The sequence below is a fragment of the Cohnella abietis genome, from assembly GCF_004295585.1.
Classification (GTDB): domain Bacteria; phylum Bacillota; class Bacilli; order Paenibacillales; family Paenibacillaceae; genus Cohnella; species Cohnella abietis.
The window spans coordinates 4,480,041-4,493,602 of record NZ_AP019400.1; the positions used below are offsets into that span (position 1 = coordinate 4,480,041).

11 protein-coding genes and 4 tRNA genes are annotated in these 13,562 nt (G+C 44.4%); 2 read left to right on the top strand and 13 right to left on the bottom strand.

The features are described 5' to 3' along the window. The first annotated feature begins 364 nt into the window (after nt 1-364). A complete protein-coding gene (locus KCTCHS21_RS19740; protein WP_130612274.1) occupies nt 365-1,201 on the top strand; it encodes an S-layer homology domain-containing protein in 837 nt (278 codons plus the stop codon). 68 nt (nt 1,202-1,269) lie between these two features. On the opposite strand, the gene KCTCHS21_RS19745 is transcribed toward KCTCHS21_RS19740, so the two are convergent. From KCTCHS21_RS19745 to KCTCHS21_RS19800, 13 genes are all read right to left on the bottom strand, one after another. Continuing rightward, nucleotides 1,270-1,959: a uracil-DNA glycosylase gene (locus KCTCHS21_RS19745; protein WP_408621718.1), complete on the bottom strand. Its 690-nt coding sequence runs from the start codon at nt 1,957-1,959 to the stop codon at nt 1,270-1,272. Nucleotides 1,960-2,083: 124 nt separating this feature from the next. Next, nucleotides 2,084-2,172, bottom strand: a tRNA-Leu gene (locus KCTCHS21_RS19750). 144 nt (nt 2,173-2,316) lie between these two features. Next, nucleotides 2,317-3,231 carry a methyl-accepting chemotaxis protein gene (locus KCTCHS21_RS31955; protein WP_130612277.1) on the bottom strand — a complete coding sequence of 305 codons (915 nt, stop codon included), beginning with the start codon at nt 3,229-3,231 and terminating at the stop codon, nt 2,317-2,319. A 275-nt stretch (nt 3,232-3,506) separates the two neighbouring features. Beyond that, nucleotides 3,507-3,595: transfer RNA gene (locus KCTCHS21_RS19760), tRNA-Leu, on the bottom strand. Nucleotides 3,596-3,667: 72 nt separating this feature from the next. After that, nucleotides 3,668-3,744, bottom strand: a tRNA-Ile gene (locus KCTCHS21_RS19765). 23 nt (nt 3,745-3,767) lie between these two features. Beyond that, nucleotides 3,768-3,844: transfer RNA gene (locus KCTCHS21_RS19770), tRNA-Met, on the bottom strand. Nucleotides 3,845-3,920: 76 nt separating this feature from the next. Then, nucleotides 3,921-4,088 (bottom strand): YycC family protein, encoded by a 168-nt coding sequence (locus KCTCHS21_RS19775; RefSeq protein ID WP_130612280.1) that lies wholly within the window; start codon nt 4,086-4,088, stop codon nt 3,921-3,923. 76 nt (nt 4,089-4,164) lie between these two features. Beyond that, on the bottom strand, nt 4,165-4,329 hold the full coding sequence (locus KCTCHS21_RS31405; protein ID WP_170211436.1) for a hypothetical protein: 165 nt from the start codon (nt 4,327-4,329) through the stop codon (nt 4,165-4,167). Nucleotides 4,330-4,458: 129 nt separating this feature from the next. Next, on the bottom strand, nt 4,459-6,024 hold the full coding sequence (locus KCTCHS21_RS19780) for an ABC transporter substrate-binding protein (protein WP_232057891.1): 1,566 nt from the start codon (nt 6,022-6,024) through the stop codon (nt 4,459-4,461). Beyond that, entirely contained in the window at nt 6,021-6,911 is an 891-nt protein-coding gene (locus KCTCHS21_RS19785; RefSeq protein ID WP_130612283.1) for an ABC transporter ATP-binding protein, read from the bottom strand. Before KCTCHS21_RS19785 ends, KCTCHS21_RS19780 begins: the two co-directional genes overlap by 4 nt. A gap of 4 nt (nt 6,912-6,915) precedes the next feature. Beyond that, on the bottom strand, nt 6,916-9,804 hold the full coding sequence (locus KCTCHS21_RS19790; protein WP_130612286.1) for an ABC transporter permease: 2,889 nt from the start codon (nt 9,802-9,804) through the stop codon (nt 6,916-6,918). A 3-nt stretch (nt 9,805-9,807) separates the two neighbouring features. After that, complete coding sequence (locus tag KCTCHS21_RS19795) at nt 9,808-10,932, bottom strand: efflux RND transporter periplasmic adaptor subunit (protein ID WP_331871367.1); 1,125 nt, start codon at nt 10,930-10,932, stop codon at nt 9,808-9,810. After that, nucleotides 10,895-11,668: an ABC transporter ATP-binding protein gene (locus tag KCTCHS21_RS19800; protein WP_130612289.1), complete on the bottom strand. Its 774-nt coding sequence runs from the start codon at nt 11,666-11,668 to the stop codon at nt 10,895-10,897. The genes KCTCHS21_RS19795 and KCTCHS21_RS19800 overlap by 38 nt, the downstream gene beginning before the upstream one ends. A 231-nt stretch (nt 11,669-11,899) precedes the next feature. Between KCTCHS21_RS19800 and KCTCHS21_RS19805 the strand changes: the two genes are divergently transcribed. Then, on the top strand, nt 11,900-13,552 hold the full coding sequence (locus KCTCHS21_RS19805; RefSeq protein WP_130612293.1) for a glutamine--tRNA ligase/YqeY domain fusion protein: 1,653 nt from the start codon (nt 11,900-11,902) through the stop codon (nt 13,550-13,552). Nucleotides 13,553-13,562 lie beyond the last annotated feature (10 nt).

Consider the following 13,562-nt stretch of genomic DNA (forward strand, 5'->3'; position numbering starts at 1 on the left):
AAAGGAAATCTCATGTACCAACGTACTGTTCCTACTTCTTTCCCGGGACAAGCTATCTAGTAATGGATAATCACAATGACTTACAGTGGTTAAAGTATGAGCTATCCTGTTACTGATAGTGTAGGTTCTGGAGCTGCATTTGCACTTATTATATTCGTCTTTTGGTTATTATCTTAAGTGCTGGCGGAATCTAAGCTTTCTTCCGCCCCTTTCCCAGCAAGGCTCATCTGAGCTTCGCTGGGATTTTCTTGTTCAGAGGCTCACTTAGTACATAAACATCTCTTACATCAGCGCAACATTTTCCAAACCAACCTCGTCTATAGAATTAACCATGGGAAATCTTTAACAACACGGAGGGACATTCATGAATCAAATTTTGAAAAAACCAATCACCCTGCTTTTACTAATCGTCGTTTTCACTATGACAATTAGCGGATCCGCATTCGCACACAGCAACCAGAGCAACAAGAAGAACAGCATAGACGTCGCTACTGCCGTAAGCTTAATTGTGAAAGGCTTAGATTTAAACCTTGGAGACTTAAGATTTATTAAAGCACCTCAAGTTAGCGACTACTTTTCAAAGATTAAAGATAATGCTCCTTATGCTCAGAGCTTCATAATCGCGGCTCATAATGGGCTTGGGCTGCCCAAAGATATTAATCCATCCGCAAAAGTAACGAAAGAGCAATTCGCTAAATGGCTTTTTGGAGCCATGAGCTATAACAAAGATTATGTATGGACACAGGTATACCAAAAAATCTCTGATGATAATCAAGTAACCAAAGAATATATGGATAGCATTCAGAAGCTTCTTAGCGCCAAGATCATCACACTAGACAACAAACAAAAGCTTTATCCAAAAAGCAACATCACAAAGTCCTTCGCAGTAACAGTAATCGAAAGAACAGCTAAATACATTAAAAATACCCAGCCTGCTGCAACACCGATACTTACTGACGTCAAACTAACCTCTGATAAGGAAACTGATGCTATTACACGAGTTACGATATCCGCGACAGCTCCTCATCCTGGCTATGGCATAGAGATAACAAGCATTAAATTCGAGAAGGGCACTGCCACTATTAATTATAAAACGGTGCTTCCTGATCCCGATAAGGTGTACATTCAAATAACTACCGAAGTGAACGCTGTCACCTATATACCGTCAAGCTACCAAGCTGTTTTAGGCAAGCAACAGTAGTCTCTAGCATAATAATAAAATCAGCGTTGCAGGAAAGCTTCCCTGCAACGCTGATTTTTTGCCTCCCATTACAGGCTAGGGAGCTCCCAATCGATTTCAGCCTGGCCACTGGCTTTAAGGAAAGCATTACATTGGGAGAAGGGCTTACTTCCCCAGAAGCCCCCGTAGGCCGACAATGGACTGGGATGCACAGAATTAAGGACAAAATGCTTTGACTGATCGATATAGCGCCCTTTATTCTGCGCGTGCTTACCCCACAATACAAAGGCAATAGGCTTATTTCTCTCATTAAGCAAGCTTATTATTCTATCCGTCATCTTCTCCCATCCCAGCTTGCGATGAGAATTAGCTTGACCCTCTCTAACCGTCAGCACATTGTTCAGCAGCAGCACTCCCTGCTTCGCCCAGTGCTCCAGAAATCCGTGCTCAGGCATTGGACAGCCAATATCATCCTGCAGCTCTTTGAATATATTTCTAAGCGACGGAGGCAGCTTAACGCCGGGCTGAACCGAGAAGCTTAGACCATGCGCCTGATTTGCCCCATGATAAGGATCCTGCCCCAGAATAACGACCTTAACATCCTCATAAGAAGTTAGCTCTAACGCTCGGTAAATGTCGCTACGAGGCGGATAGACGGTGTTCTCCAGATACTGCTCCTCTACTTTACGAACAAGCTCCTGATAGTATAGCTTCTCTTGTTCGTCACTCAACAATTTTCCCCACTCATTATCCAACCTTACTCGCAAGCTTCTATCCATACCTTCCACCTCTTTGCTCTTCATTAAAAATAAAGAGATACCCACTCAAGAACATCACGGGGTCTGTATAGCAAAAGAAGTTCCTCGGCTGAGGAACTTCACGATCATTCGTTAATTAAGTAAATGGTGCCGAAGACCGGGGTCGAACCGGTACGGTAGTCACCTACCGCAGGATTTTAAGTCCTGTGCGTCTGCCGATTCCGCCACTCCGGCAAGCAAATCAATAGTACATTTTTTTTCAATATTGCAGTTCCTGTGTATCGACAACGAAAATTAATATACCATGTTTAGGGAGCGATTGCAACCCTAAATTACTTCCTCTGCTATGATTTTTCACCCCACTTCCCACTTTCTCTGTTACATTATTTGGCTCAAAGCTTTAGCCTGAACATCTAACTTGCCAACAGCTTCGCCAATACCTGCAAATTCATCAACTGCTTGTTGAATTTGATGCTGACTATCGACTATTGCTCTTTGGGAGGTTTTCGTTCCCTCACTGACTCTATTAACCTGCTTGGAAATCCCCTCAACGGTGACTTGAATCTCTTGTGCCGCTTCTTGAACGTTCTTCGCTAACTTTCGCACTTCGGTTGCTACCACATTAAAGCCACGTCCATGCTCTCCGGCGTGTGCCGCTTCAATTGCCGCATTCAAGGCGAGCAGATTCGTTTGCGATGCGAATTCCCGTATCGTCTGCACAATGCGGTGAACGGCTATTGTCTGCTTTTCCAAGTCGTGAAGATAGTTTAGGTTGCTCTCATTGTCATTCATAACACGACCAATTGCCGAAGCCACTTGTTGATTGCGTGTAATACCTTTCTCTGTACGAATGAGTAAATTTTCCGCCATTTTCTGCAATTCGGTAGTTACTTGGTTTGTGGCGGTTTCCCGTGCTGTTATGTCAGTTGCTACTTTCAAGACTGCCACCACTTGTCCATCTTCACCGAGAATAGGCATATACGTGGCTTCAAGCAACAGAATAACACCTTCCTTTGACACTCGTGTGATTTTATCTTGAAATTTATTACCGCTTCTCAAGTTATCCCAAAGCGTCTCATAATCCGGACTTCTGACGAAATCTGGTGTACAAAATTTTCGATGATGTATTCCCGTCAGTTCTGACACCTGATAGCCCATCGCACGAGCGAAGTTCTCGTTTGCCCAAAGAACATCACCATGCATATTAAATTCAATCATAGCAAGTGATTGCTCTAATGCGGCAAGTACAGCCTTTTCATTCAGCACTTGCGTGGTAGCTATTTCCAATAACATATGCAGCTTCCTTCACTTGAAAATTTTTGGCGCAAAAGTATCATTTTCATGGAATCCATAGGTGTTATCTGCTACCAATTAGTTATTCTACAATAATTCTACATCAAATTGATACAATAATTTTTCGGCATCCAATAAAACAAAACACCCAACTTGGGGTGAAATGAGAAAATATCGAAGTTGCGAATGAAAAAAAGCCCTAATGTGATAAATTACCACACAGGACTTCTTATGTATTATGGGTTGATACTAACACTACAATAAGTAAACGTTAGTGGTGCCGAGGACCGGGGTCGAACCGGTACGGTAGTCACCTACCGCAGGATTTTAAGTCCTGTGCGTCTGCCAATTCCGCCACCCCGGCATAAGGAACATTGTTGTTTAGACATGTCCAAAGGGTGCGTATGTACTACGAATAATTCCAGGTAAATCTTAATGGTGGGCCTTGAGGGACTCGAACCCCCGACCAATCGGTTATGAGCCGACCGCTCTAACCAACTGAGCTAAAGGCCCCCGTCTCGGTCCAGAGAAAAGGTTGGTTGCGGGGGCAGGATTTGAACCTGCGGCCTTCGGGTTATGAGCCCGACGAGCTACCGGGCTGCTCCACCCCGCGACATTTTGCTTACGTCGCTCTTATTGGCGACAAGTAATAATATACAACATTACATACCCCATCGTCAAGAACTTTTTTAACTTTCTTTTTTTTCTGTGTTTGTTTCCTCAACTTGTCCCTTCGCCATTTCCGCCAGCTTCTGTATCATAATGTGCTGCGGCATGTGCATCAGATGCTCTAAGGGTACCTTCATATATTCCGCAAGCTTTACAGCCGTGTCGGCTGATAGTGGCATTCTCCTCATTGTAGTGCCTCCTTCATCCTCTATTTCCTAGGACTCAGCTTAGCACAGGATCGCCCTTGTTGCCAGCATAAACCGCCTAAGGTAAATAGCGCACCCCATACTTCCCTCTCCGTGAACGGAACACCTCGATCTCCTGAGGGACATCTACACCAAACACCCAGCTGTCGTGCTCCATTCTCTGAACAAGGCATCCCGCTTGAAACTTGCTGTCGTAAAGCCTCGACCAATAAATCCATTTCATCTCGTTCCCTCCGCTAGAATAAATTTTTATATTGTCTATAGCATGCGCGGACTTTACCATTTTGAATCGTCAAAAAAACTGAAGCGACCCTCCATTGTGGTGGATCGCTTCAGCTTTATATGATTGGTCTTATTCAGACGTGCTAGAAACAGCCTCTCCTGCTGCCTCCATTAAACGTTGCTTCTCTATTGACATGCCACCGTCGCCATAGACGTCATCGAAAATGCCGTCAATCTGCCCCTTCGGGTTCGCTTTAATTTTTTGCAGCAGATCGTTTCCTTTTGATTCCCATTGCGCTAGAGCTTCCTTAACTGATTTTTTCCCCTGAATAACATCTGAATAAGCTCTCGATGCTAGATCGGTCACCAATCTCAAATTCGGTTTTTCAAGATATAATGCTTGCTCTTTAGCAGAAGATTGTGGGAATGGTGCAGGCTTCATCTTTGTAAAAGCAGCTATATTGTATGTCATTCCTTCGCGTGGCTTAACAAAATCCTGACGAGTAGACATTTCATACGTGCTTCTGGATTTCAGCTTAGCCCATTCCTTACCATTCATGAATTTCACGAATTCCCATGCATCATCAGAATTAGCTGCATTCGCATTAATGCCAGATAAGCTGTTCAGATAAATACTTCCTCCGACTTTTTCATTACCCGGGTGGAATGGCATAGTAACAACATCCCAATCCAGCTTTTCAACTTTCAGCTTTTCGCTATTATCATTCATCTGCTGAATTTGGTTGATCAAACCATAATCGCCAACCGTCATTGCTACTCTACCGTTTAAGAACAATTGACCTTGGAAAGGGTTATACCTGTAGTTTTCACCCTGTGGTTGATCATACTGCATGTCATCCTGATGTGGTGTGACATGATCTTTATAAAGGTCTGTTACGGTTTTCCAAAGATTTTCCCATTGTGGCGTATTTACGGTCATCGTTTCGCCTTTGTCGTCGAACATTTTTAATTGCAACGGCGCGGCGAAATTTTGTACGTCCCAGAAGTTTTCACTGGATCCCCATTGGTTAAAAGAAAATCCAAACACAGCTTCTTTACCCTTGCCGGATTTCATTCGTTTAGCTAAGTTAAACACATCATCCCAGCTCATATTATCCTTAGGGGGCTCGACGCCTGCTTTGGTAAATAGCTTTTTATTATAATATAAGGCAGATGGACTAAAGGTTGGCGTTAAAGCATATAAAAATCCGTTACCCTCGTCTTTAATCCCTTCAACAACAGCAGGTACAAATTCATTTATATCCATCTTTTCATTTTTAAGCAATGGATCCAGCTGCTTCAATAGGTTATTAGAAACCAATTGACTCAGCATGCTCATATCAAAAATCATGACGTCTACGGGATTGGATCCAGTCATAATAGCTTTGACTTTTTCAAGCGGATTAGGCTGCTCTTGCTGCTTAGACTGATCGTCAAACTGCATTTCTGAGTAATCGATCGCCGGTACTACCTCGATATCAATTTTATCATGAGTCAGTTCAAACATATCAGTAAATTGCTGACGGAAATATTGCTCATCCTGCTTGCTTCCGTACATCGTTCCAATACGTAGTGTATGTCTTGTATCGGAGTTTCCTCCTTTACTTGTGTTACATGCCGCTAGTGTTGGAACTAATAAAGATAGTGTTAGACCTGTCATGACCCATTTGTGGATACGTTTGTTTGGCTTGCTCATGCGGACTGATCCCCCTCTAATGATTTCGGTTTTGTAATAACAATTTTGTCTCCATCAAACTCCATGCTTGCCTTGTCACCAATTGCTAATGCCTGCAAGTATTCTTTAGGAATCTGCAAGCGCCCTACCCGGTCTACGACGATATAAGCTTCGTGTATTTCCTCAGCGTTTTGACCCTCTGATAAAGGTAAGGATAGATCAAGATTCGGATTTCTTTTAATAAATTCAGTACTAGTTAAGCCATCACGTATGGCGACAACCCGGTCTACTTTTCCTGCAAGTGACAAGTCATGAGTAACAATAACGATTGTTAGCCCTAATTCCCGATTAAATCGGCGGAAAATATCCATGATAACATCCGATGTACGAGAATCAACTGAGCCTGTCGGCTCATCAGCTAGCAGAAGCTGTGGTTTGTTTGCAAGCGAGATTGCAATGGCTACCCGCTGTTGCTCGCCTCCTGACAGCTGCTGAAGCTTGTTGTGCATCCGATCCTTAAGACCAACCCACTCTAGCAATTGCTTAGCATATACGCGGTCCAGCTTGCCCGAGAACATCATGGGCATCTCAACATTCTCCAGCGCAGTTAAGAACGGTAGCAGATTGCGGGCATTATTCTGCCAGATAAATCCAACCGTATCGCGCTTGTACTTCACCAAATCCTCATCATTAACCTTGAGAAGATTCCAAGGTCCGACTTGCACCTGACCAGCGGAAGGGCGATCAAGCCCTCCCAGTATGTTCAGGAGCGTGGATTTCCCGCTTCCGCTGTTACCGATAATGGCCATCATCTCTCCGGGTTTAACGGACAAATTCAGTCCTTGAAGAGCTACAACCTCCAAGTCATCGGCTTTGTAAATTTTGACTAGACCTTCACAATGAATCATGGACTTATCGCTCCTCTCCGAGCTTCACAGCCTGATGAACCTTAAGTCGCCTAATATGTGTAACAAGGAGAGCAATACCAATACACATCATGACGGCAACAACGATATACAGCTTCATTGTATCTGCTGCATCGAATACAACACGGAACGGCGGAACCTGGTTCGCAGAATTATCTGTCGTCTGCAGGAAAGGAAGGAATAGAATACTAGTTAGCTTTCCAATTCCAATCCCAAGACCAATGGATAATCCAGCGGTAAAGACTTGCTCTAATAACAGCATGCCGGTCAATTGCTTACGCGAAAGTCCCATCGCTCGCAATATCCCGATTTGTACAACTCTCCTTGAAAGGTTAAAGAACCAGAAAAGGATATAACCCGCTAAGGTAACAATGATTGTAACCATGAAGCCTAAGCTCAGAATGCCGAACACGCCGCCTCTAGCAGGATGCTTGCTTTGTGTAACGAGCTCACTTCTCATGCTGTCGATAGATGCAATTTCAATTCCTTTATCTTGAAGCACCGGAATGATATCCGGAGTCTTCGCCCCTGGCTCCATCTTCAGCCACACATCATAAGGCATGATAGGAACTTGATCATAAATATAATCAAGGTTAGCAATCAGGAAAGGAGACTGATCGGGATACTGACCAGGCCAATAAGGGATAATATCGAGAATAATAAACTCAATTAATTGCTCCTGTATAACCGTAGATACCGTATCTCCACGCTTCAGATCAAATTTCTTTGCTACATTGGAGGATATAAGTGCCCCCTCTGAAACCTTGCCCATCCATTCCAAATATTTATAAGGACTCGTTGGGTACATATCCTTACGTAACCAACCTACACGAGCAAAATCGACGTTATCTATTCCTACTATTGTCGCTTGACCAGCGGTTTTACCTGAAATGGTGAGACTGCTTTTGGTTTGAAGCACTCGAGCCGCGTGCTCTACTCCAGGCAAAGTACGGAAAATCTCAAAAGGGGGCTCACTATAATTGATCTTAGTCGGTGTAGGACGCGATCCTTGCCCGCCACCTCCACCAGATCCACCGCCTGAACCACCATTACCGCCACCAGAACCACCACCCGAGCCGCCATTACCTGGTGATTTAGTCGGATTCTTATACTCCCCTTGCCCAATCCATACCGTTTTCACAATTACATCTGAACCATATTTGTACATCGTTCGCTCTTCAGAGTTTAATCCGATTGTACGAGCAGCAGAAGAATTATATACCCCTAGCCCTAACGTCAGAATAAGTAAAATCATGAGCGGGTAGTACGATTTAGAAGAACGTGAAAGCTGAGTAAGCGTCAAATAAAAGGAAACCGGCAAAATTTTCTTCCACATTAAGTTAAACAGCTTAAGCAGAAGTGGAAATAATCTTAAGAACACGAGTCCTGCTGCAAAAATACTGATTGCCGGTACAAAAAATAGAAACGGCTGTACATTTAACTGGTCGGTAGTTGCTCCTGTTGTGAATGACACCATCTGCCGTTCATTAAATAAATACCAACCGTAGCCTGCTACTCCTAACATGACTACATCTAAATACCATCTTTGCCAGAACGGCTTGCGATCTCCGCGTGCCAATTGACGTTTGTAATCCACGATAGAAGTACGTGTAAATACCAACGCCGGAATAACGGCAGCACCTATTGCAACGATTACAGCTGCAGCACCTGCATAGATGCTATCGGTAGAGAACCCTACCGGAATAGACTCACGGTCCACAAACTGTAGGAACCCGCTAGCCGAGCCGATACTCTTAGCCATGAACCATCCTATGAAAGGTCCAACCAATAGCGCAATGATGCCAAGCAATGAGCCTTCCAGCAAGAACAACATAAATACTTGTCTTGTACTCGCACCACGACTCCGTAATACCGCGATATCGGAGCGTTGCTTCTCTAGCGCCTGCTGAGAGTTCATCGTAATGAAGTAGAACACCATTGCGATCATAGGCGCTGCAAGCGTAAATAAAAGCGTCTGAAGCTGGATGCTTTGACGGCGGAAATCATTTAACATATCTGCAAATGATAGCTCCAAATGCGTGTCCTTAAGCTTCTTGTATACTTCAATATCGACACGGTTTAATTGGCTTGTGAGCGGAGAAAGCTGACTCGTCTTGATTTCGCGAAGATCGTAAGCTGAATACCAGCTAGCAGTTTGCATAGGGATTTTCAGCTTGCCAGTCAAATCCTCCACGAACGCAGAATCAGCGATATACATGTTACTCATTAGCCCTTCGAAGCCTTGATACCAATAAGGGCTATTTTCGTCGGTCGCTTTGAAAGAACCTACGATTTGTACTCTGAGAGTGAGATTAAGTCCTCCAGATATCGGATAGAGTAGTACATCTCCTACGTGCAAGTCATTACGGAATAGCGCTTCTTCCAGCATGACTGCTTGAAGTGTACCATCGGCCTCGGCGTGATCGGCAAACCACTTACCGCCAGCCATCTCTATTTGATCTTTCAGTCCGCTAAAGGCTGCAATCGTCAGCTTACGCGTCCGGCTTGCATCTACCTTCTGCGGATCCTCAGGAGACACCTCTGCGCTGCGCAATGACAAGCTGCGTTGGCTTGCTTCTAAAGGAAAGCCGATATTGCTATTTACATCTTCAAGGATATACTTATCGACTTTAGTAAAGCCGTCCATATCTGTCTTACCATCAGTAGACTGATATCGGATTAGCATAGATCCTGCTGGTAGCCCTTCGCTATTTTCCTTAAGCGATTGGGAAACAACACGTTTGAGGGCACCGTCGGCGTACATGGGGATACTCGTTGTAAAAGCGACTGCAACGAATAATCCTGCGAGTGTGCTAAGTGTCAGCCACCGCGTATTCCACATTTTGCGAAAGAGAAACCGAATAAGTGCATTCATCGTTTAGCGTCCTACGACTTTCTGTCCCGTTGTCAAACCATTCAAAATTTCCGCATCCGTTGATGTCTGTTGTCCGACCTCTACATCCACTTCTCTCTTACTGCCATCGGCTTCAGCGACCTGAACATAAGTTCTAGCACCAACAGTTCTTAAAGCTGCAAGTGGAATAACAATTGCGTTTTCCTTACGATTAACGATAACAGTAGCAGATAACCTAGTTCCCCTAGTTACCGTCTTTGGCAAAGCGCCTACATCGATTAGCATATATTTGCTTGGACTTTCGACGGAACCACCAGGTCCATTACCCCCATTTCCACCGTTGCCGCCATTACCACCATTTTCATTTTCAGTGGAAGGTAGTGGAAGCTGCTTAATCTTGCCTTTTAACTGGCCCGCATTGTTGATATCTACCCGGACCTCCATCCCCACAGTGACCTTCTCTAAGTCATCCTTTGAGAAGCTTGCAGTTACAACCAATTGACTAGGATCCGCTATAACACAGATAGTATCATACGCTTTAATCGCAGCGCCTTCTTGCACAGCTACGGCTACAACCGTACCACTGTATGGTGCTGTAAGTACGGCTTTATTGATATCTTCCTGCATATCAACAAGCGCCTGCTTCGCTTCCTCGAAAGCGAGCATTTTCTGTTCAAACTCTGTCGCTTCCATCTCATCTTTCTTACGCAACGTATCCTTCATCGTTAACTCGGTTTGCTTAAAAGCCAAAGTTTGATTGCGAAGTGTTTTCTTCATGTCATCGACATCAAGCTCGGCAATAGCCTGGCCAGCTTTAACTGTTTCTCCAGATTGTATGTATAATTTCTTGAGTCTCTTGCCTTCTAATGTAAAATATAAAGTTTTCTCTTGCGTAGACATGACCTTGCCTGACCCTTGTACTGTCGTTTCCAATGTCTTGGTTTCGACGTCGTATTTAGGCCTCTCAGAAATCTTCGGCAGCTCAATAGCTGACAAATCTTCCTCTTCCGGTTCGCTCGGGAGCAAGCTACATCCAGTTATGGCAACAGATAAAGCCAATACTGCAATAACCCCCGCACTCTTCCGGCTTCTTCGCCTCATACTCGTCTGATTACTTGACGAATACGCCATCCACCATTTCATAGACATGATCAGCTACCTCCATAATTGTAGGGTCGTGTGTAGTCATACAAATCGACACATTTTCATTAGCAACGATTTCCTTAAATACCTGCATAATCTGTGCGGCCATTTGGCTATCCAATTCCGCCGTCGGTTCATCAGCTAACAGCAGGCTGGGCTTATGGGCAATCGCTTTGGCAATCGCTACCCGCTGCTGCTCCCCCCCAGATAGCTCGAAGGGACGATGATGCATTCTTTTCGATAAGCCTACCAGATCAAGGCAGGAGGTAATTCTTGCTTTCCACTCCGCTCGAGGTGTTTTCGCCATTCTTAGCGACAGCTCGACATTCTCGTAGGCGGACAATAAAGGCAATAAAGCATACGCTTGGAAAATAAAACCAATATCCTTGCGACGCACCTCTGTGCGCTTATCGTCATTCCAAGTATGAAATGGACGTCCATTGAAATCAATTTCACCTTCAGTGGGCGTATCCAGTCCTCCCATTAGATTCATAAGCGTTGTTTTGCCTGAACCTGATCTGCCCCTGAGCATGACGAGCTGACTCGGAAACAGTTCTAGGTTTATCCCCTTTAATACGCGGATTTTCTGGCTGCCAACATCGAATGATCGTTCTACATTGCGAACAGTCAACAGCGGCTTCTGCACCGATTCCTTGATTACCGCTTCTGTCTTCTCCCCAGGAGCTTCAACTTTTTCACTGAGCTTTTCCGCAGTGGAGCCTCGACCCAACCAGGTCAACATTCCTTTTCCTCCCTTACCAATCTCTTCATTGATTATAACGAGAGATTATTAAGAAAAGTTACGGAAATATTAAACCTTTATCATTTTTTTAGGAGAAAAACATAATTCAAGCCGAAAAAACCTCCTATTCCCTCCAACATTTCAACATTTTTTGTTGAACCCTTTATAAGCATGATGATTTTTGTGTATTATGAAAGGATATACTTGCTACTGTGAGGAAGGTTGGTCCGATTGGAAACAAAGACGTCGTCATCGAATTTTATTAAGAGCATCGTAACCGAGGATATCGCTTCTGGTAAGGTCAAGGAAGTCATTACTCGCTTCCCACCAGAACCGAACGGCTACCTTCATATCGGTCATGCCAAATCAATTTGCCTTAATTTTGAGCTCGCAGCCGAGTTCAAGGGTAGAACTAATTTGCGTTTTGACGATACGAATCCTGTAAAAGAAGACATCGAATATGTAGAGTCAATTAAGGAAGATGTTAAGTGGCTTGGATTTGAGTGGGACGGTCTATTCTTCGCATCGAATTATTTCGGAGAAATGTACGATCGTGCTCTTATCCTCATCCGCAAAGGACTCGCATATGTCGATGACCAAACCGCGGATCAAATCCGCGAGACACGCGGAACGTTAACCGCTCCAGGACAAGAAAGTCCCTACCGTAATCGTTCCGTTGAGGAAAACTTAGAGCTGTTCCAGTCAATGAAGCAAGGGAATATCCCCGACGGTGGGAAAGTACTGCGCGCCAAGATCGATATGGCTTCTCCTAACGTGAACCTGAGAGATCCGATTCTATATCGGGTTGTTCACGCTCATCATCACAACACTGGTGATGAATGGTGTATCTATCCGATGTATGCCTTTGCTCATCCGCTTGAGGATGCTATTGAAGGTGTCACCCACTCCATCTGTACGCTGGAGTTTGAAGATCAACGTCCATTCTACGACTGGGTTGTTCGCGAGTGTGAGATGAAGTGGACCCCGCATCAATATGAGTTTGCTCGCCTTAACGTCACAAACACCGTGATGAGTAAAAGAAAGCTAAAGCAGCTTGTCGATGAGAAAGCTGTAGACGGCTGGGACGATCCCCGCATGCCGACAATATCCGGTTTACGCCGTAAGGGTTATACACCTGAAGCGATTCGTACCTTCTGTCGTGAGATCGGTGTAACTAAGAGCTACGGAATCGTCGACGAACGGATGCTGGAGCATTTTATTCGAGAAGATCTTAAGCTTAAAGCACTTCGCACAATGGCTGTGCTTCAGCCCTTGAAGGTTGTCATTACGAACTACCCAGAAGGACAAACAGAATGGCTCGAAGCGGAAAATAATTCAGAAAACCCAGAAATGGGCAATCGTCAAATTCCGTTCTCTAGGGAAATCTATATAGAACGTGACGATTTCATGGATAACCCACCGCCGAAATATTTCCGCCTGTTCCCTGGTAACGAGGTTCGCCTCAAGCATGCTTATTTCATAAAGTGTGAAAAAGTAATCCATGATGACAACGGAAATGCTATTGAATTACATTGCACTTACGATATTGAGACCAAGAGTGGCTCCGGATTTACCGGCCGCAAAGTAAAGGGTACCATTCATTGGGTGGACGCTTCCCATGCTGTTCCTGCACAATTCAGACTATACGAGCCGCTCATTACGGAGGAAGCCGATGATGACGGCAAATCTTTCTTAGAGCATGTGAATCCAAATTCACTTGAGGTTCTGGAAGGCTTTGTAGAGCCGGGGATGAAGGAAACAGCTGGCGGAGATAAGTTTCAATTTTTCCGTCACGGATACTTTAACGTCGATCCTAAGGATTCAACACCTGAGCACCCTGTTTTTAATCGTATCGTATCTTTGAAGAGCTCCTTTGTAATATAACGTTTAATAA